The organism is Candidatus Diapherotrites archaeon, from assembly GCA_030688545.1.
Classification (GTDB): domain Archaea; phylum Iainarchaeota; class Iainarchaeia; order Iainarchaeales; family VGJJ01; genus VGJJ01.
The window spans coordinates 1-23,627 of the sequence record JAUYHT010000001.1; the positions used below are offsets into that span (position 1 = coordinate 1).

Here is a 23,627-nt window from a genome sequence, read left to right on the forward strand (position 1 = left end):
CCTTGACCCGTGGCCCGCAGCCCAATGGTCCTCCCCGGCGAAAATCTTCCGGGGGGAGGCGTTTATCATGTAGGGTTTAGAGCTTTTTGATGGGCTTCCGGGGTTTGGAGGGGGGATACATGTCCCGCAGGGCCTCGCGTTCCACTTTTTGACGAATGGAAGATGAGGAACCTTTTTTCTTTTTCTTGGAGGGATCGGGAGAATAGAGGATGTTGGCCATCAAAGAAATAATGCAATAGGAGTTAATTAAGGTGCGGGGCGGTCCTTGTTTTTAACGGTTTGGCGGGGGGATGAGGTATGCTTACTACTCAAAGCAGGGGGGAAAATACCCTTGCTGTAAAAGCCCCCCAGGTTTCCCCATTATATCAGAAAGAGCTCGAGCGCCAGCAATACCGATTAGTGGGGAATCATTCCGCGGTGAAAGTGTGCGGGTGGACCAAGAACATGCTGCGCGGGGAGGGGGGGTGTTACAAATTCAAGTTCTATGGAATCCGCTCCCATCAATGCATGCAGATGACCCCTAATATGAGTTGTGCCAATCGGTGTTCCTTCTGCTGGCGGGGATACAAAGCCCCGGTTTCGGATGAATGGAAATGGGAGATTGACGATCCAGATAAGATCATTGATGAGAGTTTAGCAGCCCACCATAAATTGTTAGCGGGGTTTGGGGGGAATGAGAAAGTGGCTCCGCCGATGTATGCGCAAAGCCACCACGTGGGACACGTGGCATTGAGCTTGACGGGGGAACCCATTGCGTACCCCAGGATTAATGAGTTATGCGAAAAATTTCATCAGAGGAACATATCCACGTTCATCGTGACGAATGCCCAATACCCGGAAGCCATCCGGCAATTGAAAACAGTGACCCAACTCTATTTGAGTTTGGATGCCCCTAATCCGGATATACTGAAAGTATTAGATGTCCCCTTGTTCCAAAATTATTGGGAGCGATATACCCAAAGCATCCGGAATGCGGGGGAAAAAAAATTTCGGAAATGCGCACGGTTGACAATGGTGAAAGGAATCAATGATGCGCACCCCGAGAAGTATGCGGAGCTAATTCGTATGGGTGATTTTGATTTTGTGGAAGTGAAAGGGTATATGCATGTGGGGGAATCGCGGGAGCGGTTGTCCCGGGATCGCATGCCCACCTTCGAGGAGGTCAAAGCTTTCGGGTTGGGGGTGTTATCCCATCTGGGGGACACCTATACGTTCGCCAGCGAGCACGTGCCCAGCGATGTCATTTTGTTGGCCAAGACCAAATACCATGGGAAAACGTGGATTGATTTCGATAAATTCTTCGCGTGCGTGAATGATATTCCATCCCCTCCCAACTTGGAAGCAGATAGGTATTCCAAGGGCGTGGAGGTAGTGAAAGAAAGCCCCCGCGATGTGGGGGTCGTGCAGTGAGGAAAAGGGTTCATTTCTTTTTACGCACGGTGGGTGCACGGCGGGTGTTCCACCATTGCCGGGCCTTTTTCCCCCCACCAGGGAGATCACCAGCGCATACGAAACAAGGAAAACCAATACCCCCTTTCGCCGGCTCTTGAGAAAGGCCTTCATGCGATCCCCCCGGGAGTATTTGCAATGGATATTGCGGGGATGGGGGGCGGTATGTGGTAATATGCTCTAATTACTGCACATGCGACGGAGACCCTTTTCCCACACCTCCCGGTAGTGAGAATCAATTTTGCGCGGAAGAGAACTCATCCGGACCATCGACTAACACAAATCCCCCCAGCGGATAAGGGTTTTATTTAGCTAACAAATAGAATCGTTCCCAAACCTTGGCATGGAGGCCCCCGTGGAAATGGAATTCCCTGGATCGCGTGGTGGCACGAAGACGGGTTCGGCGGGCGGGGTATTGCGTGAGAATTTCCCCAATAGGCTTTTTAGTGTGCAGGAGAATACGCACGATCCGCGGGTCCGTCTTATCCAGGTCGATGATGGCGCGCCCGCGCAAAATGGTTTTGCCATCGAGATCAAATCGGATTTGGCGGATGAGGTTGTTATCTCGAGTGACCCGTTGTTCGAGGAAAAATGTGGTCTTGGGAAAAGAGGTTCTCACGAATCGGGTCGCGCCGAGGGGATTTTTCAATAGGGGGGCAAACCAGCGAGGGGTCATAGGGATTAACCCGTGAAAAGAGGTTATAAATGCGGGGTGTATTATTTTTCCATGAGTGATGAGAATGCAACCCCCAAGAAGGGAAAATGGAAAAAGAGAGCGGGGTGGGCCGTCGTGCTATTTGTATTAGGGTTAGTGGTGGGGTCATGGATGTATCCGATGGCTGAACCCTATATCAACCCCAACCGAGCCAATATGATTGAGCAGATTCGGACGATGGAAACGCAGAATAGATTGTTGAAAGGCCAAGTGGATTGTCTGGTGGACCATCTCCGGCAGGGAAAAGCGGATACGGCATTGGAAGTTTGCACCTGAAAAATTTTCCGTATGATTTTAAGACGCACGCCTGAAGAAGGCGAGTATGCAAATGGCGTGGGGGTTACTTTTTGTCATCGTCTTCCTGAGTGGGTGCGTGGACTACCAGCTCACGGGAGCGGAAATAGAATTGTGTTTGGCGAGCACCGAAACACATGTGACGCACATCCCATGGTGTGATGATCAGAAGACCTGCACGGCCGCCTGGGAAAAAGCATCGGGGGGAAATGGAACATTTTCCCCAGCCACCTTACGAGCTGAAAAATCGGTGATTGAATCTTGGATTTTCGCCAATCGCGCGCGGGATGAACTAGAAAAGACCGGACGCGCGTGCGCGGCGGGAAAGGCAGAGGAAGCCTATACCCAGGGGGTGGTAGGCGCCCATCACTTGAAGAAAGCATTGTATGAAGTGGAGCAAGCCCAATTGGCCGCATTGGATGCCTTACGAGAAGTGATTGAAGATGCGCATACATTAGGACTAGAGGAGGTGCGGGATTCGGAAGCCTTCCAGGCGTACGCGGAAGCCCTTACGATGTGGCAGGATATCCAAACCGGCTCAGCTTCGGGGGAAGTGGGTCGGTTGTGGAAGGAAAACAATGCCTATTTGGAAGATATTGGGGAAGCCATTCAAGGGAGCCGCGTGGAATCCTATGCGGTGAATCAGGCCTCCGCCTTTTCATGGTTCGAGACCGCACTTAAAAGGAGTGACGAATCGGCCGCCAAGCAGGTGTTGCGTTTTTCGTCGGTGTGGCAGAGTTTATTGAGTGCGGTGGTGCAGGGGTATGACGCCACGCGCCTCTTTTCCCTGGTGGGGAAGTTGGAGGCGGACGAGATGATGGAGCGCGTGGAGAATGGGGTGGGGTTGGATCGGGGGATTGTACCCCGGATGCTGCATACCGTGGAACGCGTGCGAACGGGAGTGGAGGGGTTGGAAGCGGATGAGATTCAGATGGAAACGACAATACGGGAGCGTATCCAATTACTCCAGGGGGAATGGGAAATAGTGAAGGAGGATTGGCGCGCATGGGAAAAAATAGGGGAATCGTTGCGCACGTGGACTGGGGCCACTTTGGGGGGACGGGATGAGAGCTCATCAGATGGGTTTCCGGGGAGCGCGTTGCTGGAACGCCATGGAATTTTGCGCCTGGAACGAATGGGAAACACTCTTCCCCTAGGGAAGAGGGTGGTTCGGTGGCGGACATTTGCGCGCGAGGTGGAGGCGGCAGCGGAAAAAATAGAGGGTGAGAGGGAACGCTTGCAAGAGGTTGGCCATGCGTGTGTAGCGCTGGCCGATGAGTGGCGGGAAAATGAAATAGTGGGGGTGCAGGAGGCAGCTGAAGAGGTATTGAGCGAGGATTCGAAACAATTGGTTGATTCTTGCGAAAGATTGCTAGTGGTCCTCGCGGCTGAGGCGAACCAGTTGGTTGATCTAAGGGAAGAGGACCCATTGGTGGAATGTAATGAACGGGTCGTGCGCTATGCTAACGCCCTGGGCGATGATACGTCTGCTTTTACGGTTGAGTTATGGTGGCAGGCCTATCCTGAATCCGAGCTCGCGGTGGCCGCCTGCCAGAGCCGGTTGGCGCATTACATGGGGTTGTATGAGTCGGATGCTGTGGTGCAGGAATGGATGATGATACGAAAGGAATTGAGAACGTATGCGGAGATGCTATCTTTCATCGTCATGACGCGACCGGAAGTAGGGGAAGAAGGGAATGCGCGGGAATGGATGGCTAAGATGGCCCAATTTTTGGATGACTCTCCCCAGGATATTATTTCTCTCGACATCGTGGCGAAGAAAAATAGGGAAGGAAGGGATATGCGTGGTGAGTTAGACTCGGCCATGCAAAAGATGTGGCAAGCCCACGCGGAACGGTCGCATTGGAAACTTTTATCGGGGGTCCGACTATCCCACCCAAGGGAAAAAGTAGATTGGGAATGGAAAGTAACTAACCCCTTCGGGGAAATGGTGGTGAAAGAATGGGTGGCGCGAGTGGACAAACCGGGGTTTATCACATTGAACAGCACCGGTTTTTTGGAGGACGGGGGGAAACTTTTGATTCCCATCCGGGAGGTGGGAAAAGATGGTATTATCCTGCGGGGTACGAGCGATGGAACATTTATCCGGAGTGAAAAAGAGGAACGCGTGGTCGAAGTGGTGGGGGAAGATGTGGGGGTGATTCAACACATGACCTGGGATGGATCCTACTTCCCGGTTTCCATCGCTTTGGGGTGGGAGGTTTCTCATCCCAAAGCAGTATTCCTGAGTGCGCGGAATGGAAAAGGGAATGTGGAGGCGCTCCTGGAACAAGGGGAGATGGTTCTGCGGATGAATGTGGAGGATGAACAGGACTTTTTGGAGATATCCTACATCATTCGTGGGGGGTTGCCCCATGAAACTCGACTCGTGGAACAACGCACCCATTTGGGGCAGGTGTTCAGCACATATGAATGGCACGTCAAGAATACGGCGCATCTCGCGGTGGCCACGGATATTCCCACGAGTATTCAAGCCGAACCCCTGTTCACGAGTGCCGTGCGCGTGGATGAGGGGGGACGCGAGGTGGCATATATGGTTGATCGGGGAAATCAGGTCATCCTGGAAATGGTCGCATTGGCCCCTGGGGGAGAACGGACGTTTAACATCACGATTGTCGCTCCGGAAGATTTGGGGGTGTGGAGGGCTAATATCCAATCACTTTTGGATGAATTGGATTTGTTGGAAGGGAAACTAGGTGAGAGAAAGAAGTGGGAGGTGGATGCCTTGCGCCAGGATCTTTTGAAATTGTTGGCGGGGGAAGATCGGCAGAAGATCGCCGCGGCCCTCCCAGGTATTCGAAAGCGTTTAGATACCTTGTGGGCTGACCATCAGGCGGAGGAAAAGGAATTTGAATATGTCTGGCGGGAGTTTGAGGACAAGCCAACCGCGACACTCGAACCTGAACGGTTGGCCGCGTGGCGCGCGGCCATGCAAACCGCCATCCGTGAGAGGGATTTGACCCGAGCGAAAGAAATCGTGGAGGAGGTGGATTTGGCGGTAAAGGTTGTTGATTCCCCAACCATGGAAGAGGAATCGACGGACAGTGGAATAATCAGAATAGAAGAGTGGACGGCCCGCGCCCAATCTATTTTAGATGCCATCACGGCCTATAAGAAGGAATTGGGGATCACGTGCCCCAAATTGGGTGAGGTGGGGTATGTGTGCCCCATGGATGAGAAGCAGATCAAGGAATTGGGAGACGAGATGAAAAGTTTAATGAAACAATTCAAAGGGGTGGATTCGGTTTCGGATAGGGATGCGGAGGAAATTGAGGCGGTGTTGGATCGGGCGTCTCAACGTGTGGATGAAGCCCGGCAACTCATTCGGGAGATGGGAGAGCAATCCATGAATCGGGTGATAAACACCGAGTGGGATGAACCACGTGTGGTGGATGCTATCCAGCAGGGGAAAGTGGCCCTGGCTGCGGGGGAGTGGGGAAAAGCCATCTATATTGGCGAGAATATTCGGCGCTATTTGGAAGAGTGGAACGCCGGATCGGGGTTAGCGACCCTTCCCCCGGAAAGCCTTCCCGTGATTGGTATTGGAATATTGGCGGGGGGAGGATTAGTGTACCGGTATTGGAAACGGAAACACCCGGAAGTGGTCATCCCTAAGCGGTTGCCCCGCGCATCGTCAACTGAAAAGGTGGAAGGAAATACTAAAATGGCATTTCCGCGTCCGGTCTCCCGGGAAAGCACGAAAGAAACCCCGGCTGTAGCTTCCCAAAAGCCGCTATAAAGAAAAAGTGAAACGATAGTTACTCCACATTCACGGGCATGAGATATAATCCATCCGGATATTGGGCCCGCACATAAGGATCCTCTTTCTCTATTTCTTTAGGTGGAACAAATGTGAATTCGTTCTCCACGAATGTGGGATACTCATTGAAGTGATCCAGTTTGGTGGTGCGTGCGTTGAGGATGATGACCACATCCTGATTCGTTGTGCGTGCGTCCCGAGTGAATTGTACAGAATTTCCTCCGGGCAACAGGATGCCGATGCGCCCATCCTGCTCGATGATGGATTGGGGTTTGTTTCGGAAGAGATTTTCAATGGTTGTGGTGAGTTTTCCGGAGAACGGATTGGATGAGGTGAAGGGGGCCGACACAAGTCCAGTGGCATCCAGGTTTGGATTGAGGAAAAGGAATAGACCTAGTCCTAATAACGCGAGAATCCCCACCCCCAGCATGATGCGATTGAGTTCCATGAGGATAGGATAAAATTCGAATATTTAAGGGTGAGTAAAATAAAAAAAAAAGTTCCAAACAAGCCGCATTTATTTAGCTTGTTCGGCTTGCTCCACCTTAGGCCGACGAAAATTGGCATAGGGACGGAACTTTGTTTTGGTCCACGCGGTGGGCTGTTTGGCGCGGAGCTCGAACTCCTCAGCCAAAAGCTTGAGGCGCATCTCTTCTGTGACTTCGAACTTCATAAGGACCCCCTCGGTGCTCACTCGTGATGCATTCGACAAACGCCAAAAATGCAGCTAGGAACCTATATATGGGTCTTATGTTGTATTTAAACATTTTCATGAGGAAAGGAGGTAAGGCTGTTTCAGAATGCTTTTTATAGTCACGGGGTAGGTGTAATGGATATGCCATTACGAAAAAGCCATTCAGATGGTAAAATAGTGAAGCCGGAAGACAAGATTTGGCGTCAGCAGTTTGACCAGCTCTCCAAGGAGGATCATCTGGAGAAGCTCCATTTATTGGGGTTGGATGATGAGGAAGCGGAAGAATTGGTGCAGGATTTTGAGGAAGTCAAACAGGGAAAAAAGGGGAAAGTCCTCCAGGAAATGGAAGCCGAAGCCCAGCCTATTGAAAACACCCGGGAATGACCCATCCCATTTTTATCCCGCAAAATAAATAAGGGGGAATGGACCCTTCTATTTCACCCCAAAAACAAAATTTTTCTCCCACCTGGGTGGAGGAGCGAGTAACCCGTCTGAGGGACGAACTTGGGGTGGGGGGGTATTCTCCCAGAACCATTCGCATGTATACGCTGTATGTTAGAAAATACTTGGAAGGATTATTAATATTGGGAAAACCCCCTGAAGAGGCCTCTAAACACGATATTATCACCTTTCTCGCCCGGGCCAGGACTGCCACTACCTCCAATGCCACCTTGGCGTTGATGCATGCGGCCTTGACCTTTTACTATAAACGGCACCTCAACTTGAACCTCATTGAAGAGATTTCCATTCCTAAGAAGGCTAAGAAGCTCCCAGTGGTGTTAACTATTCCTGAGATTAGGATTATCTTCAAACACACCCCCCCTGGGAGAAATAGGTTATTACTTCAATTCCTATATTCAACCGGTTGCCGGGTCAGCGAAGCCGTCGGTATGAAGGTAGACCAGGTGGATTTTGATAATTTAGTGGCCAACGTGCGCGGCGGGAAAGGAAATAAGGATCGAATTCTCATCCTTTCTCAGAAATGGGTGGGAAAAGCTAAATCCTATGTGAATCGAAAGAAGGTACCCACCCCCTTCTTGTTTTCCAAGAAAAATGGAAAATCGCTGTCGACGGATACCATTGAACGCATCGTGAGGCAAGCCGCCCAAAAAGGGGGTTTGACTAAACGAGTAACCCCCCATGTCCTACGCCATTCCTTTGCCACTCATTTATTAGAAGGTGGTGAAAATATTCGAAAAATTCAAATTCTGTTGGGCCATGCTAACCTGAGTACGACATCCATCTACACCCACGTCTCCAATGAGGAGCTTAAACGGGTGCAGAGCCCGTTTGATAAGATATAAGGAAAGAATGTGTTTCAGGCGTAACCAGGTTCAACATAATACATTAAATAGCCTAATCAAAATCCATATTATGTAGTAAATTTATACATAACTAATTATTTTGGATTACATAACTCAACCTAACCCCCCCACACTTCCACTACTCCCAAATAATCAGAAAAGAAAAAATAGGGGTCATTCAAGATGAAAACACCCATTTTTTCCTAAAAGCTTAAATATTCGATTACGATTCTATGCATCACTTCAAATGATTCAGGGGGGCTGTTATGACTGTACGCATTTCAAAGCTATTCGGGATGGATATCTATACTGATAACGCCGAATACAAAGGAAAAATTTTCGATCTCGTAATCAATCTTGAAAAAGGGAAGATTGAAACCATGACAACCGAACCATTAAAGGTGCGCACCAAACAGGAAGCACGCAAAATCATTTCCGAACGCAGCATCCCCTATCAGAATGTTTTATCCGCCAAGGATATTTTAATTGTAGGCACCCGATCCAGGCCTCGATCGGAAGAATCGGATGCACAACCCGAACTTCCACGTCGAACACCCTATACGGCTTATCGACGGCGATGATATCCAGCACCAGGATATCACCTATAATTAAAAACTCTATTATGTCTTATCTAACTACATAAGAGATTACTCTCTACTAATCTATCATCCATTACCGGAACTACGGGGGGTCTATTATGGCAAAAGGATATTTCATTCAATACAAATTCATCTTACCTGATAATGTAAAACATTCCACATACACCTATCAAAAATTATTCAGAGCCATATATGGATATACTCAAAATGTTACCAAATCTAATGGAAAAACCTACCACTACCACCGTAAAGGGGTTTTATCAGACACCCCCTATTATCGCCCTGGGAAAAATACTGTAATTATTCACCCCAACGCTTTTTCAAAATTTAAAAATTTTTTTATGACAGGTCAAAATCCATCTCACAATTGGCGTTCAAAGGGAGATTGGAAGGCAGTCTATTACATGGATGAAAAAGAGGTGGATGACACCAAAATCCTGGCTGCTATGGAGGATTTGCTCGAGAGGACCTATTTATCCCCCACTGGCAAGAATCCATTAAAAATAAATGATGAAATGAGCATATTGTTGGACAAGCACCGCCTCCAAGAAAACATTGATGAAACCCGCAAAAAAATCGTTCTTCAAGAGGCTCAAACCATCACATCCCATGAATGGTTCCGGATATCGCACACCAAATCAAAATTATTAACTGAATTCAATGACAAAGTTAAGTTATTGAAGGGATTGAGCTGAAGCGGGAACCACCGCTTCTTCCTCTTCTTCCAGACTGATCATCAACGTTTTTTTTCGCCATCTCATTTTTCCCCCCGCAACATTTACCTCTAGTAACCCAGAATCAACCAATGTCTTCAAATAAGGGTATAGACTCCTCTCATTCTTATATTCGACTTGAAATAACTCTTTCACGCGACGAAGTATTTCATCCATGGCGGTCCACTCATCAAAAGATAGCACGTGGCTGATATGGTAGGCTTGGGTATCCTCTCGGAACTTCAAATAGTCCCATAAATTGACTATCCTAAAACGTGGCGAATGGTTAACATTTTCTTCTGTTATTTGAGTGGTTAAAATAGTGGTCTGGGTTCCTTTTTGTGGTCTCTCAGTAATAGGTTCCATATCGACCCATTGTTCTATCTTTCGTATGGTTCTGAAAAGGGACCGTAGGACATTTTTTATCATGGTAATGATAGTAATTACCGTAATTACTTAAAAACTGTATGGTAATTACTAGTAATTACCAAAACATATAAAATAATGAGATATAAAGTTGGTAATTACCAAATCTGTTAATAAGGGGGTTGAATTTCATTCAGTGAGTCTGAAATAATCATAAAATATAGTTAATATATTAATAAATTGTAATTAACGTTAATAAAAAAGGTAAAAAATTGAAAACGAGGGGTCTTTTTTCAGTTATTTTACCCAAAAAAGGAAAGGTGGAAAATATTGAGAGATCTAAAATTCAGTGATCTGGATTATAATCAGAAAAAAGGGATAGCGGGGGAAGGATTTGAACCTTCGATCTTCGGGTTATGAGCCCGACGGGCACTCCAGGCTGCCCCGCCCCGCTATTAAGTATTAACGTTATTCCGTTAATCGTATGTTGAATCTATTAGGCCATTTCAGGGCAATTAATCTTAGGATCATTTGTATTTTAATATTTTGGATTGTCCTAAAATGTGTGTTTTGCAACCCTCATACACTCTTTTGCAACGCTCCAAGTTCCCTTTTGAGAAAGGTGATTTGAGTTTGGATATTTTTATTTCTTTTAGCGGAATCAATGGGTTGCATCATATCCCCACATTCGGGGCAATGGAATTCATATTGGGCGGCAATCTCAAAAGCCGTCTCCTCACATTCCTTCCCGCAGGCAAAAAATTCATGTGATTTATCGAATCGCGCTTTCTGTTCCAATTTCTGAAGCTGTTCCGAATGCTGTTCGATAATAAGTTCCACAATCCGTCGTTTCTTGATCTCCCACGTATAGGTATACCACCCTGAATTCTTATTTTTGGTTTTATTATAACAGGCGATCCCCCGGTAATGAAGGCGATTCAGGATGCTTCTTATTTCGGTTATCTTGAGTTTTTTCAATTTTTTCTCGATATCTTCATCCAAACAATCCCCATTCCGGTCCATGCAAATCCGGACCACATCAACAGCTTCGTCGCCCCCCACTGTCTTGAGAAAATCTTGTGTTATCTTATACCCTAATATGTCCCCACTCTTTCCCATATCATCATTAGCCCTAGATTAGGTTTTAAATGGATGGAGCCGCACATCTTTTCCTTTGGGGTTGGGGAAGATGAAAATATTTTCCCCAGGAAAATCTAATTTCTCTTCTCCCCCATCCATTAAGTAATGTAGAAATACCCCCAGTGCCGCCACTTCCGAATGGGGTTGCCGCGTGATGCTGGTATTCCGATCGGCTATAGTATACACCTCTGCTGGGACTTTTCCCGACCCAATAACCACCACCACGTTCTTGTTTCTTTTTTTCCTGATCCATCGCACGGTTTTAGGGGCTTCTTCCCCATACATGGTGAGGTGGATGATGATCCATCCCATTTTTTTTAGCTGGCGGATCCTTTGAATGATATTTTTTTCATACGCCACTTCGAATGCTCCCCCAAATCTCTTCCTGACTTTTTCCACTGTTTTCCGAATATTCTTATCCAATGAGTCGCTGAGGATGATGCGTTCAGCCCCGAAGGCCCGGGCCACCAAGGCGCAATGGGTAGTAATTCGAAGGTCTCTATACCCGCGCTCGCTCAGCCGTACAACAATAATATTCGGTTTCATGGGTTCACACGGAGGGTGAATGTAGCAATACCCTCTCCCGAGGAAAAGGTTTCAGTCTCCCTAAAATAGGTTTGTCCGCCCCAAGCTTTTTCCAATTCGGGATCAGGCGCCGTGGGAAACACTCTCACGACATATATTCCAGGGGGGGCGGTAGGTAATACAATCCCTTCTATTTTCACGCGTTGCACCCAATCCGCATCGAAGGTGGGAAAATTTTTACCAATCAATAGGTTTTGTGGGGTGAAACGGATACGGACGATTTTCTCCAGATCATTGAGATTGAACCGCGGTACCTCGTCAGGAGTGGCGGGTTCATAATCCAATTCATACCTCAACCCCATTCCTTGTCGCTGCGTGACCCCCCATGAAGCTCCTATTAGTAAATATCCTTCAGTCTCTGTTTCTCCCCGGGTGATGGTCGCTTCCTGTTTTCCCGGAGTGCCCATTATCCCAACGCTATAGGGAATGCTCCCATCCCCCCCCACCCAGAATGCTTTTCCCACTGTCTCGAATGTCGGGTAAAATTCAGGTTGAGTGTATATGGTTTCAGGCACTATTCCCACTACCCCTTTTTCCCCTGAGTAGGCGCGTTCCTTCCATTGGTCGAAGTCTTTGGGGACGGGCGGGAGTTTAGCCGTGATATCATTCTCTTCCTCTATCCCATAGACTTGGGCGAAGAAAGCCCGTGCTTCCTCAACCGTTACCCCCTGTTGGTGGGCATAACCTCTAATCAATCCTCGCTGGTCCTTCCTATTATCATCCACCCCGTCAGGGTTTCCAATTTCCACTATTTGGTCGCTTACGCACCCGGCTAGGATCATAATCATTAACAACCCCCATCGCCACATGTCAATTCCTCGTCTCGAAATTCTTATTATGGTCACCCGCATTAACGAAAATATTCATATCCCCGCTGAAACACAATTGATTAGTGTCTCCTCCCCCCAGGCCGGTAACCAACCGGGCGGGGGTGATAGCATTACTCTGGTTGTATTGCCGGCATGTCGTGGCGGTTGGAGGGGTAGTGGTTCCCGTCACGCTGCAGTCCTTTTCCCATCCTCCCAACCCATTATCATCACTCCCGCACCCGCTTCCGGTCCCCTGCCATACCTTCAGCACAATATTCAAATCCGTTCCGGTGAAGGCGCTGCTGAAATTTCCATCTAAGTCCACGCTGCTCCCCCCCACGTTCGTAATAGTAAAAGGAGATAGGGTTTCGCTTTGGCAAAAATTGGTGGAAGTGGGGTAATAGGTGAGATTCAGATCGAGGTAGTCGATCGTCATACAGCTTTGTTTATTCCCGGTGTCAGTCGAGGCCGGCACTCCGGTTACGAGAAGGGTGATATTCCCGTCGGTGGACACGTATTGAGGGATATAGTTGCTTGTGTTTCCACTAATGCTCCTTCCCCCGGGTGACCCATCTCCTGTTCCGGGTAGGGAAGCGATCGTTTCGTATAGGTTGCGTGTGTAGTTCCAGATGAATATGTTTAGGTCGGCCGGATTGTATGTCGATGTTCCGCAGATTGAACCCAATGGGCCGGTTCCACTGTTTCCTACGAACATGACATTAATATCCACAATGCGTTGAACGTCGGTGAAGGTGGGTCGGAATACCGCACGCATCGCGGGGTACACGGTTGTCGTTGTCTCAGACTGAGTCCAGTATGATGTATCATCAGCGGATATATTGGAATAATTGGTGGTGGTGAATTCCACGGATGGGGTGTCATTCGTAAACGGTGGTTTTTCCGTGACATTGCTCTTATACCCGACGTGCGTTGAGCTTGGTTCCGAAACCCCGTCAAAATTCTGGTCTTGGGTGAATGTTTGGAAGTCGAACCGGATAGGTCGCGGCTTTATTTTGGCCGCATTCCCATCGGCGTCAGGGTCGAATACCGCATCATGTTCATTAAAAAAGAAGGCGCTGGCCGTGCAATTCCCTCCATAAGTAATAGTATGTCCGCTCGTCGACACCACATTGAATATGAATAGGGTTGTTGCCGTATCTTTCGCCTGCGGAATGGTGGCGGTGGGCCATTCGATAACCTCATATCGATATTCAATTGATTGCCCGGTATCCGATCGCCATAAAGTAATAGTATTCGTGGCCGTCAAACGCAGGTTGATGTGCCCTCGCGGAAGGGCAAACCCGGTGCCAGTGCTCGTGGAGGTTTCCCCAAACACGGAAGATTGATTCAGGTCAAATACCGTGTCGATGGTTTCCGTCCAGGTGTCCGGCTCGCTCTGCCCGGTCCCCCGGCTCCCCCCCCGTCTTTGGACACTCATTTTATTTCCATCCCCCTGCGTATTCTCGATGATCCATACCACTGCATCGTGGGCCACGTTAGCCCCGGATTTCAACTGAAATGATAGCGTACTGGTGTCCTTGAGATAAGCCAATTGCCCCAATTCATCTAACCCGCCATTCGATGTTCGCAATTGGGATTCGATAAATGTCTTGTTGATATCCCCTACTGTGGGGGAAAAGGTCTCAGTTTCTTCAGATCCAGCGGCCGAATACGTATGCGTCACCCGCCGCACATTGGCCCAATGTTGCCCAATGAATTCAACCACCGCGTAACTGACGTGCGCGGTTCCCGTTGTATCCCCCCGTGTGAAGGTAGGCGTATTAGTCGAATCCGTCCAGGCCGAGGTGAATAATGCCCGATCCCCCGTCCCATTGGCCGTCTGGTCGGCGGATTGTCCCGTGATAAATATGGCGACTTTATTATCATCCGCCACCACCCCGACGGCTTCCCCCGTGAGATTACCACTGGCCGCCGTGGCCACGCTGGAATCCCTCACAATAAACTCATTATCCCCTCCCGGTGGTCCCACGTATTCAATTATTTCCCAAGTAATGGTGGTGTTCAGGGTCCCACTGCTCTGTTCGCGGGCGAAGGTAATGGCGCTCAACAGGTTTTGGGGATTTGAAACGTATGTAAAGAGATAAGCCGGGTTCTGGGTGGTTTGCCCGATTTGATTCCCGCTCGCCGTGAGTCGGGTCGCGGTGTGCCGGATGAATGCTTTGTTGATGTCCGCCGGGGCATCATAATTGACGTCGGCGGTAATGGTCACCGTGCCCACATTCACTGGGATGACGGCTTCTCCTCTCTGGATATGGAAATCCGCCGTCTGATTGTAGGCATACTCTTTCACTTCCCCGAAGGAAAATTCCAATTGATGCTTTCCCCAGCTTTCCACCCGGCTCCGTTCATATATGGTTTCGTCGCATTCGAAGTTTGGAATAACCCATTCATCCCCCTCCCATTTTTCCTCCAATTTTTCATCCCCGCAATAAACCCCCTCCATTGTCAAATCCCCTCTCAGTCCATCAAACCATTTGGTTTCTCCCGCCGGGGCAATCCGCAGGTCCGCTTTTCCCTCCACCTTCAAACGCACTTCCCATATTCGGTGGATAATAGGGTTTTCCTGCGGATTCAAAATAGTGAGCGCAGGCGTCGTTTCAGGGGGATAAAAAAAAACGTCTTCCTCCTGGATCGGCAAAATTCCTCCATCTCTTTCATCCTCCATTCCCCCCGCCCCGGCCGCGGAGGCCATCCCCATGGCGAGCAGGATGATCCACCCCCCCAATAATCCCCCTTTAATCCAATAGCGCATGGGGGTTCAACGTCCTGGAAATTAATAAAGCTGCCCAGCATGCCCTCATCCATTAAAACCCGGTTCGCGTAGGGGATGCATGTTCTCTGCGCTCACCCGTCATTCTCTTTGGTTAGGCCTCCTGATACTATTCGTGATGGCTCCTTTTCTCGTGGTGGCGCAGGAGCGGGTGGGTGATGTGGCGTCATCTAAAATCCGTCTCGATTTTTCCTTCACCATTGTCGCGCCCTTGGATGGGGAGAAAGTGTCCGGCACTTTTCTTCTCCTGCTCCACTCCGATGACCAAATAACCCGCGCCGCCGCCACCATTTCCTCTCCGGGTGAAAAAGTCCCGCTCGTCACCCTTTCCATTGACCCCTCTTCCAGACAAGCGGAATGGGATACATCTTCCGCCCCCGATGGCCCTTATCAAGTGGTAGTCGAAGCCTGCGAGGCCGATATCTGTCTCTCCCGTTCCAAGATATTCCACATCGCCAATGCGACCGCCCCGCCCATACGCGATGATAAACCCCCATCTCCTCCCTCTCCCATTGTACCACCAAGCGAATCGGAATTCGAATCCCTCACCCCCGAACCCAGCGAGAAACCCATTCCCCCGGTTCCCGGAGACCGCGTGCGCCGACGCCAGGTGGCTATCCCCGCTCCTTCTCCCGCGGATCCCTCTCCGCAAATCCCTCCCCCTCTCCCGCCGGAGCCGTTGTTCACCATTTTTCCACCTAATGTTTTTTCATTAGTGGAAATCCGCAATCGCGCGGATACAAATACGCTTCTCCGTGGAAGCGGGGAGCAATTCCAATTGCCCTCAGGCATCTATAACGCGCATGTCACTATCCCCAAACACCCCTTGGTTTCGATCGCTTTGGAGCGCTTCTCCGTGGACCAGGACGCGCAACTGTTTCAGATAACCCCATTATCGTCCCCCCCTATCTTGTCCATCAAGGATATCAATTACAACGTCCAGGCCGCTTATTCCCTGTCATTCGGTTTTCCTTTCGAGCGGGCGATCCTCGCGTGGGCCAAGCGGGAGAATGGAAATCTCTTTTACTGCTCCTCTCCCGATTCCTTATCTAATTCCTGTCGCGTCACCTGGCAACCCGTTCCGGTCTCAAAAAACAGATTTGAGCTCATTTCCCTCTCACAGGAGAATTGGATTGTATATGGGATTCCCCAGACCAAAATCCAAGACCCATTACCTATTCATTCAATCATCCTCTCCAATGCCCCCGGAGAGTTCTTTCTTCTTCAACCCCCCAAAAAATTAGGTCCGTTTGACGGGAATATGGTAGACGTGGAGGAAGGTCGATATACTGCGCGCCTCCATTTCCACGACCTCCCCCTCTCCGTCGTTCGTTTAGAAGATGTGAATATTTCCCATTCCGGCACCGTGTTCACCTCTCAACCTATCCCCCTCTCCCCGGATGCCATCGATCGCAATATCACTGACATTTTCCATTTCGACGTGGGTTTTAATTTTGATTCCTGGGATTTCCGTCTCGACAAAATTTTTGAGGAAACCATAAACTATTGCACCCGCTGGTCGACCGACACCCTTTCATGTGGGGGTCAGTGGGTCGCGTCCCCATCCCCCGTTCTAGAACCCGGGGTAAATGTCTTTGGATTCACTCGTAAGGAGATTAGCGCCACGCCTACTATTCCCGACATTAACGCGTCATCGGATGACCTGGATCGGGCCATCGCCTGGTTGCAACGTCTTCATGCGGGCAAGCGTTTCTTTTATGCCGATGATGCTCGCGCTTCCTATTCCTCTTTGGAAACCCTTTTTTCCCAAGTTGAGATTAATCTCGAATGTCCATCCCCTGCTCCTTTCATTCAGCAGGATGCCACCACCCCGATAGTGGATCCATCACCCCGCGAGGGTTTCCCATCCCCTCCATCATCCAATCCTCTTTCAACTCCCCCAGATGTTTCTAGTCAAGACCATGTTCCTTCTTCCAACGCGGACGGCGAGGAAAACGGTTCCTCCAACCCCCCATCAAACCCCTCGTTTCCCCCGCGCGGTTCCCCCCTATTCTATACCAATGATTGGGAAGATCATTTTCCAAACCCTCCGGGCTGGCGTCAGCGCGAAGACATTCTGTCTTGCGGCGGGATTTCCCTGCGTAACTATTTTGACCCCCAGTTCTCCCCGCGCGATTCCCCCAATTCAATTTTCATCGGGCGTTCGGATAACGCCCTCAAGCAGCAGTTTGTCTTAGCCAATAATGATAGCGTACCCCGCACCCGCATAATCAGCATCCGTCTCCATGCCCCTTTCCCATCGATTCTCTCCGAAACCGAAAATATATTCCCAAGTCCTTTGTATCGTTTGGTGTATCCATCCCCTGACACTTCTCCTTTCTCCCATTCCACTATTCGCTTTCTCGATGAGGACGTTTCCCAAATTGGTTTCTATGATTTTTCTGATTTGATCACCGGGGGTTTCGACCCATTAGTCGTCGTGCACCGCAAGGCGGAAGAAACCGTGATAGACACCCTTCTCGAAATAACTCTCCTTCCCGGTCAATCCATTCTCCTGGACCCCCATTATTTCCTTTCCAGTTCCGCTAATTACACCGCTCGCTGGTCGGGGGGAATCGCCAGCGATCGCCTGGGGGCCCTCAACGCCTTGACGACAGAGAATGTTCCCAATGCCCCCGGCGAAGGCGTCCAACTCCTCAACCTCGACAATGGTTCCTATGCCAATGATCTCCTTATCGCCGCTCCTCTCGCGGATACCAATTCCAAGGCCGATGCGGGGGCGCTGTATATGGTATTGAATATCGATTCGCGCATGGGAAATTTCGACATGAACACCCCGTCCTCATACGATGCCCGTTTCTCCGGTTCCCGAGCGGGGGATATGCTCACATACCCCACCCAAGTGGGGAAAGGGTTCCAAGTATTCGATGCGGATGGCGATGGCTCCACGAATGACTTGCTCGTGGTCGCGGGGAGTGCCACCTTCACGGGCGCGAATGCGGGTTCTCTCTATTTCATCCAGGACATCCATTCCAAATCGGGTTTACTCGATCTGAACAACCTAAACAATTTCACCGCCCGCTGGGACGGGTTATCTAATTCCAGGTTGGGATGGACCGGGTATTCGGGGGATGCCTTCGACGTGTATGATGTGGATGCCGATGGCATCCTGGATGACCTGGTATTATCCCTCCCTTTCGGGGACACCCAATCCCGCACCGATAACGGGGCGCTTTACCTCATCAACAATGTCACCTCCCGCTCGGGCATCAATCCCCTCTCGTCCTCTTCCTCGTATACCGTGGCCTATCACGGCGCGACCGCCTCCGATAAGATTGGGGGCGATTTAAACGGGGGATTAGGCTACCAAATCGTCAACATGGATGGGAATGCCTCCGCCAACGATGTGGTGCTCGTAGCTCCCTTCGCGGACCTCCTTCAAGGTTTTTTTTTTATCCTCAATGACAATGGGGGGGTCTACATCATTCCCGATTTCAACACGCGAACCGGGGATGTGGATCTTTCCTCGGTGTTTTTCCCATTATTCAATGGCAAGTTGGACAATGACAATGTGGGGTATAGCAATGACAGCAATCTCACCGCTCAGATCGTGAATACTGATGGCAATGCCAATGCGAATGATCTCCTCATCACCTGCATCCTCTGCGACAATTCTCGTACCGACAATGGGTCCATCCACTTATTCAAGGATGCCCATCTCCGTACCGCGGCCACGGATTTGACCACGAGCGATGTGTATTGGACCCCCATGGTTAATTTGGATCAATTCGGCTACACCGCGGGCGGGGGTTTGGGGGCCCAGGTCGTAAATCTCGATGGGAATGTGGCCGCCAATGATATGATTGTTACGTGTGCCCGCTGCAACACCGCGAGCATCCTGGAGAATGGCACCGTCTATATCTTTCGAGACATCAACACCCTCTCCGGGGCCAAAGCCCTGAGTGTTTCCTCCAACTACTATCTCCGTTTCTATGGCGCTACCAACTACGACCGTATTGGTGACATTGGGAAATCCGGCCAATCTGTTCAGCTCGTGAACACCGATGGCAATGCACTAGCCAACGACCTGGTGTTCGGTTCCCGTGCCGTTACCACTTCCCCCGGAATAACGGGCGCAGTATATTTTGTGCGCGACCTCCTTTCCTTCTCCGGCTCGCTCACTTTGGCTACATCATCCAATTACACCGCCCGCTGGTCCCCTCCTTCGGTCGACGACAATTTCGGTTACACCAACAATTCGGGTCCCGGCATCCAAATAGTGAATCTCGATAATGGTATAGCTACCAATGACCTCATTGTTACCGCGGTGCGCGCGGACATTAATTCCAAGACAAACGCCGGGGGGGTATGGGTCATGAAGGACATCAACACCCTCTCCGGCCAGATTATCTTGGATACGGATGCCAATTACAGCGTGCGTTTCAACGGGGGGAAAACCGAGGACTATCTGGGTTACACCATTCAAGGGGGCCAAGGAACCTGGATGGTGAATCTGGACAACAATGCTTACTCCAATGACCTCGTCCTCGCGGCCGCGAGCGCCGACACTACTCTTCAGGATGCGGGTTCCGTTTACATCATCCAGGATGTGGATTTCAAATCAGGCAATATCGATTTAGATACGAATACTAATTACCTTAAACGCTATTCCGGGGGCGATGCCAACCTATTTTTGGGCTCCACCCAATATGGGGGTTCGGGCCTCCGTTTGTTGGATTCGGATGGGGATTCCTTCCTCGATCTTTTTCTCACCTCCGTACAGGCGGACATCAATGGCAAGCCTCAGAGCGGAGTGCTCTATCGGATTGAAGATGTTTACCGTTTCCTCGACGTGGGGTTGGACTATTCTTTCACTCTCTCTCTCCCTGCTGATGGGTGTACGGATGGTAAAGGCAATTTCTCCGGGGGCACGAGTTGCCAGCGGGGGTGGGTGGGGGCCACGAGCGACACGCAGACCCAGGTGCAACCCGAAGGACAGGATGTCGATAATACCATCTCCTTTTTCGTCCTTGACAATCAGAGCACTACTTCCTCCGACTTCAATGTGTTCCTCGATCTCAATGCCGCGCTCCCCGGTACCATCGTGTTCAAGGCATCCAATTCAAAAAGCGGGTATCAATCCACTTGCTCCGGCAATCCTGCTAATAATTGCGTGACCCTTTCCACGACCAAGAAATCCGTCGGCACGGCCATCTATTCCGCGGGGACGCAGGACCTCAACATCTTTTTCTGGGCCGATTTCACCAGCGCCCCCGATGGCAATGTGGATCGAAACGTGGGGAGTACCGCGCAATCGCCGTGAATGATATCTATGCGTCCGTCCTTTCATCCCAAAAAATCCTTTCCCTTCCTCCCAGTAGCTGGCCTTCTCCTCCTCGGCATATTATTCCTTTTCTTTTTCTTTTCAACAACTTCCCCCCAACCACCAGATTCCAATTCCATTGATGAATCATGCATAGACATCTCCCGCGCATCCTACCCTATTCCCCTCTCCGCATTCGAGTATCTCCCCGACATCCCCTCTTGTCTCGGCACGGTCGCGGCTGCCATCAGTTCAAAGGAAATTAACGACTTTCTATTCTTCGACGAATCCTACTACCTCCAACCCGAATTCTTTCCCTCATTCACCAAAGAAGGGTTCGCGTATTGGGAAAACATATCCCCAGCCCACTACGGTGCCATCGGTTTCGGTGCCTTCCCTTCCTCTCAAAAAATTTCGTTATCTCCGGGGGAGACCAAGATGGTTCGCGTCTTCTTCCATGCGGGTTTCGGGGTGCGCGGTTTCCAGGGAGGTCAGCTTTTTCCCCGTTTTCAGGACCCCACCTCTGCTTCCTTCGTTCAAATCGAATTGGATCCAGCTTCCCGTACCGGCTTCCTCCTGGGCCCCACCTTTCCCAAATTCCATCCCAATTGGGTGCATCCCGTGACGATCCGCGTAACTGCCACCCAGGCCATTCCAGAAGATCTGGTAATCCAATTCCACACCGCTCCTCCCACCACCCAAAATGCTCTCACCTGGTCAGAAGCGTATGCGCCCTACTATTTCCCCCTCACCCAATACGTGGGGTCGCGTCAGGCTTTCCACCTCATTGTTTCCCCCGCATGAATGGGCTTTTATAATGCTTTTCGCGTGGATTTCTGTCTAGTGGGGCCATAGCTCAGTCTGGTAGAGCAGCGGGCTTTTAACCCGCGTGTCGAGGGTTCAAATCCCTCTGGCCTCGTCCATTTCCCATTGGACCAACCGGGGTTAGGGGTCCTGTTTTTTTTCAGGACCCCATACTTTTGTTTTTCGCGCACCTTTTTCCAAAAGGTGCGTTCATATCCCTCTGGCCTCGTTGCACGCTTTCGAGCGTGCGCCCCGAGGGACGAGGGGATTCTTCGAATCCCCGGCGGCCGTAATGAACGGGGCTAGGCGTTGCCTATTTTCTCTTATCAAAACCGTTCCATTAATTTGGATTACATCCACTCGCAGGGTTTCCAACCATTTTTTGGGCTCATTTCCCAATTTTCTTTTTCCCAAGCAGGTCTTTCAATCCCTCAATCAAATCCACCGGGAATAATATCACGGTATTTGAGGGGGTTGGTCCCAATCCATCAATGGTTTGCAATGTGCGTAGCTGAATGGCTCCCGGCGTTCCGTTCATGATGCGCGCGGCCTCCGCGAGGTTTTTCGCTGCAAGCCTGTCTCCTTCGCTCTTAGTGATGTTCGCCCGCTTCTCGCGTTCGGCACTCGCCTGCCGGGACATGATACGTTTCAGATCTTCCGGCATCTCGATATCCTGCATCTTGATATTTTCCACGGCCAATCCCCACTCCCCGGATTCTTTCCCCACAATAATGGCGATTTGTTCTCCTATCTTTTGTCGTTCTGCCAAAACGTCATCCAAGTCCATGTTCCCGATCACATCACGCAGTGCCGTTTGGGCGTATTGTGACACAGCATACGTGTAATCCTGCACCTTGATGATGGCTTTTTTCGGGTCCTCTACCCTGAAATATACGACCCCATTGATAGCCACCGGCACATTGTCCTTCGTGATAGCCTGTTGTCGTGGGATGTCCATTGTCAACACGCGCATATCGACAGTAACGCTTCGATCGATGAGGGGGATGATGAAGTTTAATCCCGGTTCCAATGTGCGTTTAAGCCGGCCCAATCGGAATACGATGGCCGTTTCGTATTGTTGGATGAGGCGCATGCTCGACAACAGCAGGGCGATCGCAGCTACGCCGATAATGATGATTTCCAACAGTGCCATATTCACTTCCTCCCCATACCCTACTTCGACCCCCTTCATCTAAAAACCTGTCGAGAATGCGCTGTTTTTTTAACCGTTGTTTGGGGGTTCTTTCTTAGAATTGGGGCCATAGCTCAGTCTGGTAGAGCAGCGGACTCTTAATCCGCGTGTCGAGGGTTCAAATCCCTCTGGCCTCGTCCATTTCCCATTGGACCAACCGGGGTTAGGGGTCCTGTTTTTTTTTCAGGACCCCATACTTTTGTTTTTCGCGCACCTTTTTCCAAAAGGTGCGTTCATATCCCTCTGGCCTCGTCGCACGCTTTCGAGCGTGCGCCCCGAACTCGGGGTATCTGCGATACCCCTGAAGAAAAAATATAGTCCGCTTCGTCCTGCTGCACGTTTTCGAGCGTGCGTGCCGAGGGACGAGGGAGGGTTACACCCTCCCGGCGACCGAAATGTTTGGTTTAATCCCTTCTCCCAATAATTATTTTTTTAAACTCTGGGCGCCGCACGTTAGGTATAAGGATGGAGGTGGTTGAATATGCCCAAGCGATTGGCAAGGAAAAAATCATTCGATGATCATTCAAAGGATATCGCCGTTTCAGGGAAACCTTCTCCCATGCTGGATCCTTTCCTGGAAGAGATGCGTGACATGCAATCCCGCATGGATGACATGTTTTCCCGTTTCTGGAGGTCAGACCCTCTCCTGGATTCCCGTCGCATGCTTTCTCCCGTCTCCCGTTTCCTTTCCTCCCAATCCCGGATGATGCAACCCTTATCCAACATGTGGGAAACGCCCAAAGAAGTGGGGTTGGATATCGACCTTCCAGGGGTGGACAAGAAGGATATCGAACTCAATATCCATCCCGATCGCCTCGAGGTGCGCGCGGAGAAGAAGCATGAATCCAAGGAAGAAAAAGAGAGTATGTACCGCATGGAACGCAGCTACGCGGGCTTCTTTCGCACGTTCTCCCTTCCCCATGGAATTGATTCCGCGCACGCGGATGCCAAGTATGAAAATGGGGTTCTTCGCATTCGCTTGCCCAAGCATCCTGACAAGGGAACAGGCATCAAAAAGCTGGACGTGAAGTGAGGAGGATATTTCCCATATCCCTCATTTCCAAAAGAGTGGAAATCCTTCCCCAAGGTCGATGAGGGTGTCATTAA

The 23,627-nt window shown here is 50.1% G+C and carries 20 protein-coding genes and 3 tRNA genes; 12 read left to right on the top strand and 11 right to left on the bottom strand.

What is annotated here, in order from left to right:
• Positions 1-76 precede the first annotated feature (76 nt).
• A complete protein-coding gene (locus Q8P05_00005; protein ID MDP2665877.1) occupies positions 77-220 on the bottom strand; it encodes a hypothetical protein in 144 nt (47 codons plus the stop codon).
• A gap of 77 nt (positions 221-297) precedes the next feature.
• Between Q8P05_00005 and twy1 the strand changes: the two genes are divergently transcribed.
• Complete coding sequence (gene twy1, locus Q8P05_00010; protein MDP2665878.1) at positions 298-1,410, top strand: 4-demethylwyosine synthase TYW1; 1,113 nt, start codon at positions 298-300, stop codon at positions 1,408-1,410.
• Between the two features lie 343 nt (positions 1,411-1,753).
• Here twy1 and Q8P05_00015 read toward each other — a convergent pair whose 3' ends face one another.
• Positions 1,754-2,125 (bottom strand): hypothetical protein, encoded by a 372-nt coding sequence (locus Q8P05_00015; protein ID MDP2665879.1) that lies wholly within the window; start codon positions 2,123-2,125, stop codon positions 1,754-1,756.
• Positions 2,126-2,176: 51 nt separating this feature from the next.
• Between Q8P05_00015 and Q8P05_00020 the strand changes: the two genes are divergently transcribed.
• Entirely contained in the window at positions 2,177-2,440 is a 264-nt protein-coding gene (locus Q8P05_00020; protein MDP2665880.1) for a hypothetical protein, read from the top strand.
• A 46-nt stretch (positions 2,441-2,486) separates the two neighbouring features.
• Complete coding sequence (locus Q8P05_00025) at positions 2,487-6,218, top strand: hypothetical protein (protein ID MDP2665881.1); 3,732 nt, start codon at positions 2,487-2,489, stop codon at positions 6,216-6,218.
• A 19-nt stretch (positions 6,219-6,237) separates the two neighbouring features.
• Here the strand turns inward: Q8P05_00025 and Q8P05_00030 are convergent, their stop codons facing one another.
• Both Q8P05_00030 and Q8P05_00035 read right to left on the bottom strand, forming a co-directional pair.
• Positions 6,238-6,687: a hypothetical protein gene (locus Q8P05_00030; protein ID MDP2665882.1), complete on the bottom strand. Its 450-nt coding sequence runs from the start codon at positions 6,685-6,687 to the stop codon at positions 6,238-6,240.
• Positions 6,688-6,756: 69 nt separating this feature from the next.
• Positions 6,757-6,912: a hypothetical protein gene (locus Q8P05_00035; GenBank protein ID MDP2665883.1), complete on the bottom strand. Its 156-nt coding sequence runs from the start codon at positions 6,910-6,912 to the stop codon at positions 6,757-6,759.
• A 162-nt stretch (positions 6,913-7,074) separates the two neighbouring features.
• Between Q8P05_00035 and Q8P05_00040 the strand changes: the two genes are divergently transcribed.
• From Q8P05_00040 to Q8P05_00055, 4 genes are all read left to right on the top strand, one after another.
• A complete protein-coding gene (locus Q8P05_00040) occupies positions 7,075-7,317 on the top strand; it encodes a hypothetical protein (GenBank protein MDP2665884.1) in 243 nt (80 codons plus the stop codon).
• Positions 7,318-7,355: 38 nt separating this feature from the next.
• Positions 7,356-8,237 (top strand): tyrosine-type recombinase/integrase, encoded by an 882-nt coding sequence (locus Q8P05_00045; protein ID MDP2665885.1) that lies wholly within the window; start codon positions 7,356-7,358, stop codon positions 8,235-8,237.
• 266 nt (positions 8,238-8,503) lie between these two features.
• Positions 8,504-8,818: a PRC-barrel domain-containing protein gene (locus tag Q8P05_00050; protein MDP2665886.1), complete on the top strand. Its 315-nt coding sequence runs from the start codon at positions 8,504-8,506 to the stop codon at positions 8,816-8,818.
• Between the two features lie 116 nt (positions 8,819-8,934).
• Entirely contained in the window at positions 8,935-9,531 is a 597-nt protein-coding gene (locus tag Q8P05_00055; GenBank protein ID MDP2665887.1) for a hypothetical protein, read from the top strand.
• Here the strand turns inward: Q8P05_00055 and Q8P05_00060 are convergent.
• From Q8P05_00060 to Q8P05_00085, 6 genes are all read right to left on the bottom strand, one after another.
• Complete coding sequence (locus tag Q8P05_00060) at positions 9,511-9,915, bottom strand: hypothetical protein (GenBank protein ID MDP2665888.1); 405 nt, start codon at positions 9,913-9,915, stop codon at positions 9,511-9,513. The two genes, Q8P05_00055 and Q8P05_00060, sit on opposite strands and share 21 nt — an antisense overlap.
• 379 nt (positions 9,916-10,294) lie before the next feature.
• A tRNA-Met gene (locus Q8P05_00065) sits at positions 10,295-10,369 on the bottom strand.
• A 125-nt stretch (positions 10,370-10,494) separates the two neighbouring features.
• Positions 10,495-11,034 (bottom strand): hypothetical protein, encoded by a 540-nt coding sequence (locus tag Q8P05_00070; protein MDP2665889.1) that lies wholly within the window; start codon positions 11,032-11,034, stop codon positions 10,495-10,497.
• Between the two features lie 18 nt (positions 11,035-11,052).
• Positions 11,053-11,601, bottom strand: a complete 549-nt coding sequence (locus Q8P05_00075; protein MDP2665890.1) for a tRNA (cytidine(56)-2'-O)-methyltransferase — start codon at positions 11,599-11,601, stop codon at positions 11,053-11,055.
• Positions 11,598-12,428 carry a hypothetical protein gene (locus tag Q8P05_00080; GenBank protein ID MDP2665891.1) on the bottom strand — a complete coding sequence of 277 codons (831 nt, stop codon included), beginning with the start codon at positions 12,426-12,428 and terminating at the stop codon, positions 11,598-11,600. Before Q8P05_00080 ends, Q8P05_00075 begins: the two co-directional genes overlap by 4 nt.
• A gap of 22 nt (positions 12,429-12,450) precedes the next feature.
• The gene (locus Q8P05_00085; protein MDP2665892.1) at positions 12,451-15,222 is read right to left on the bottom strand and encodes a hypothetical protein; all 2,772 of its coding nucleotides are present in this window, start codon (positions 15,220-15,222) and stop codon (positions 12,451-12,453) included.
• A 79-nt stretch (positions 15,223-15,301) separates the two neighbouring features.
• Between Q8P05_00085 and Q8P05_00090 the strand changes: the two genes are divergently transcribed.
• The 3 genes from Q8P05_00090 to Q8P05_00100 all read left to right on the top strand — a co-directional run bounded on the left by Q8P05_00090 (position 15,302) and on the right by Q8P05_00100 (position 21,443).
• Positions 15,302-20,524, top strand: coding sequence for a hypothetical protein (locus tag Q8P05_00090; GenBank protein MDP2665893.1), 5,223 nt, complete (start codon positions 15,302-15,304; stop codon positions 20,522-20,524).
• 9 nt (positions 20,525-20,533) lie between these two features.
• Positions 20,534-21,328, top strand: coding sequence for a hypothetical protein (locus Q8P05_00095; protein MDP2665894.1), 795 nt, complete (start codon positions 20,534-20,536; stop codon positions 21,326-21,328).
• A gap of 41 nt (positions 21,329-21,369) precedes the next feature.
• Positions 21,370-21,443 (top strand) — tRNA-Lys (locus Q8P05_00100).
• Positions 21,444-21,716: 273 nt separating this feature from the next.
• Here Q8P05_00100 and Q8P05_00105 read toward each other — a convergent pair.
• A complete protein-coding gene (locus tag Q8P05_00105; protein ID MDP2665895.1) occupies positions 21,717-22,520 on the bottom strand; it encodes a slipin family protein in 804 nt (267 codons plus the stop codon).
• Positions 22,521-22,583: 63 nt separating this feature from the next.
• Here Q8P05_00105 and Q8P05_00110 point away from each other — a divergent pair.
• Both Q8P05_00110 and Q8P05_00115 read left to right on the top strand, forming a co-directional pair.
• Positions 22,584-22,657 (top strand) — tRNA-Lys (locus tag Q8P05_00110).
• Between the two features lie 344 nt (positions 22,658-23,001).
• Complete coding sequence (locus tag Q8P05_00115; protein ID MDP2665896.1) at positions 23,002-23,553, top strand: Hsp20/alpha crystallin family protein; 552 nt, start codon at positions 23,002-23,004, stop codon at positions 23,551-23,553.
• The last annotated feature ends 74 nt before the right edge of the window (positions 23,554-23,627 follow it).

Excerpts from the sequence above, each read along its gene's own strand:
- Q8P05_00090 (MDP2665893.1), top strand. The coding sequence starts at position 15,302 with ATGTTCTCTGCGCTCACCCGTCATTCTCTTTGGTTAGGCCTCCTGATA.
- Q8P05_00075 (MDP2665890.1), bottom strand. The coding sequence starts at position 11,601 with ATGAAACCGAATATTATTGTTGTACGGCTGAGCGAGCGCGGGTATAGA.
- Q8P05_00025 (MDP2665881.1), top strand. The coding sequence starts at position 2,487 with ATGCAAATGGCGTGGGGGTTACTTTTTGTCATCGTCTTCCTGAGTGGG.
- Q8P05_00095 (MDP2665894.1), top strand. The coding sequence starts at position 20,534 with ATGCGTCCGTCCTTTCATCCCAAAAAATCCTTTCCCTTCCTCCCAGTA.
- Q8P05_00115 (MDP2665896.1), top strand. The coding sequence starts at position 23,002 with ATGCCCAAGCGATTGGCAAGGAAAAAATCATTCGATGATCATTCAAAG.
- Q8P05_00080 (MDP2665891.1), bottom strand. The coding sequence starts at position 12,428 with ATGATTATGATCCTAGCCGGGTGCGTAAGCGACCAAATAGTGGAAATT.
- Q8P05_00085 (MDP2665892.1), bottom strand. The coding sequence starts at position 15,222 with ATGCGCTATTGGATTAAAGGGGGATTATTGGGGGGGTGGATCATCCTG.
- Q8P05_00070 (MDP2665889.1), bottom strand. The coding sequence starts at position 11,034 with ATGGGAAAGAGTGGGGACATATTAGGGTATAAGATAACACAAGATTTT.
- twy1 (MDP2665878.1), top strand. The coding sequence starts at position 298 with ATGCTTACTACTCAAAGCAGGGGGGAAAATACCCTTGCTGTAAAAGCC.
- Q8P05_00105 (MDP2665895.1), bottom strand. The coding sequence starts at position 22,520 with ATGAAGGGGGTCGAAGTAGGGTATGGGGAGGAAGTGAATATGGCACTG.
- Q8P05_00020 (MDP2665880.1), top strand. The coding sequence starts at position 2,177 with ATGAGTGATGAGAATGCAACCCCCAAGAAGGGAAAATGGAAAAAGAGA.
- Q8P05_00060 (MDP2665888.1), bottom strand. The coding sequence starts at position 9,915 with ATGGAACCTATTACTGAGAGACCACAAAAAGGAACCCAGACCACTATT.
- Q8P05_00030 (MDP2665882.1), bottom strand. The coding sequence starts at position 6,687 with ATGGAACTCAATCGCATCATGCTGGGGGTGGGGATTCTCGCGTTATTA.
- Q8P05_00005 (MDP2665877.1), bottom strand. The coding sequence starts at position 220 with ATGGCCAACATCCTCTATTCTCCCGATCCCTCCAAGAAAAAGAAAAAA.
- Q8P05_00035 (MDP2665883.1), bottom strand. The coding sequence starts at position 6,912 with ATGAAGTTCGAAGTCACAGAAGAGATGCGCCTCAAGCTTTTGGCTGAG.
- Q8P05_00050 (MDP2665886.1), top strand. The coding sequence starts at position 8,504 with ATGACTGTACGCATTTCAAAGCTATTCGGGATGGATATCTATACTGAT.
- Q8P05_00055 (MDP2665887.1), top strand. The coding sequence starts at position 8,935 with ATGGCAAAAGGATATTTCATTCAATACAAATTCATCTTACCTGATAAT.
- Q8P05_00015 (MDP2665879.1), bottom strand. The coding sequence starts at position 2,125 with ATGACCCCTCGCTGGTTTGCCCCCCTATTGAAAAATCCCCTCGGCGCG.
- Q8P05_00045 (MDP2665885.1), top strand. The coding sequence starts at position 7,356 with ATGGACCCTTCTATTTCACCCCAAAAACAAAATTTTTCTCCCACCTGG.
- Q8P05_00040 (MDP2665884.1), top strand. The coding sequence starts at position 7,075 with ATGCCATTACGAAAAAGCCATTCAGATGGTAAAATAGTGAAGCCGGAA.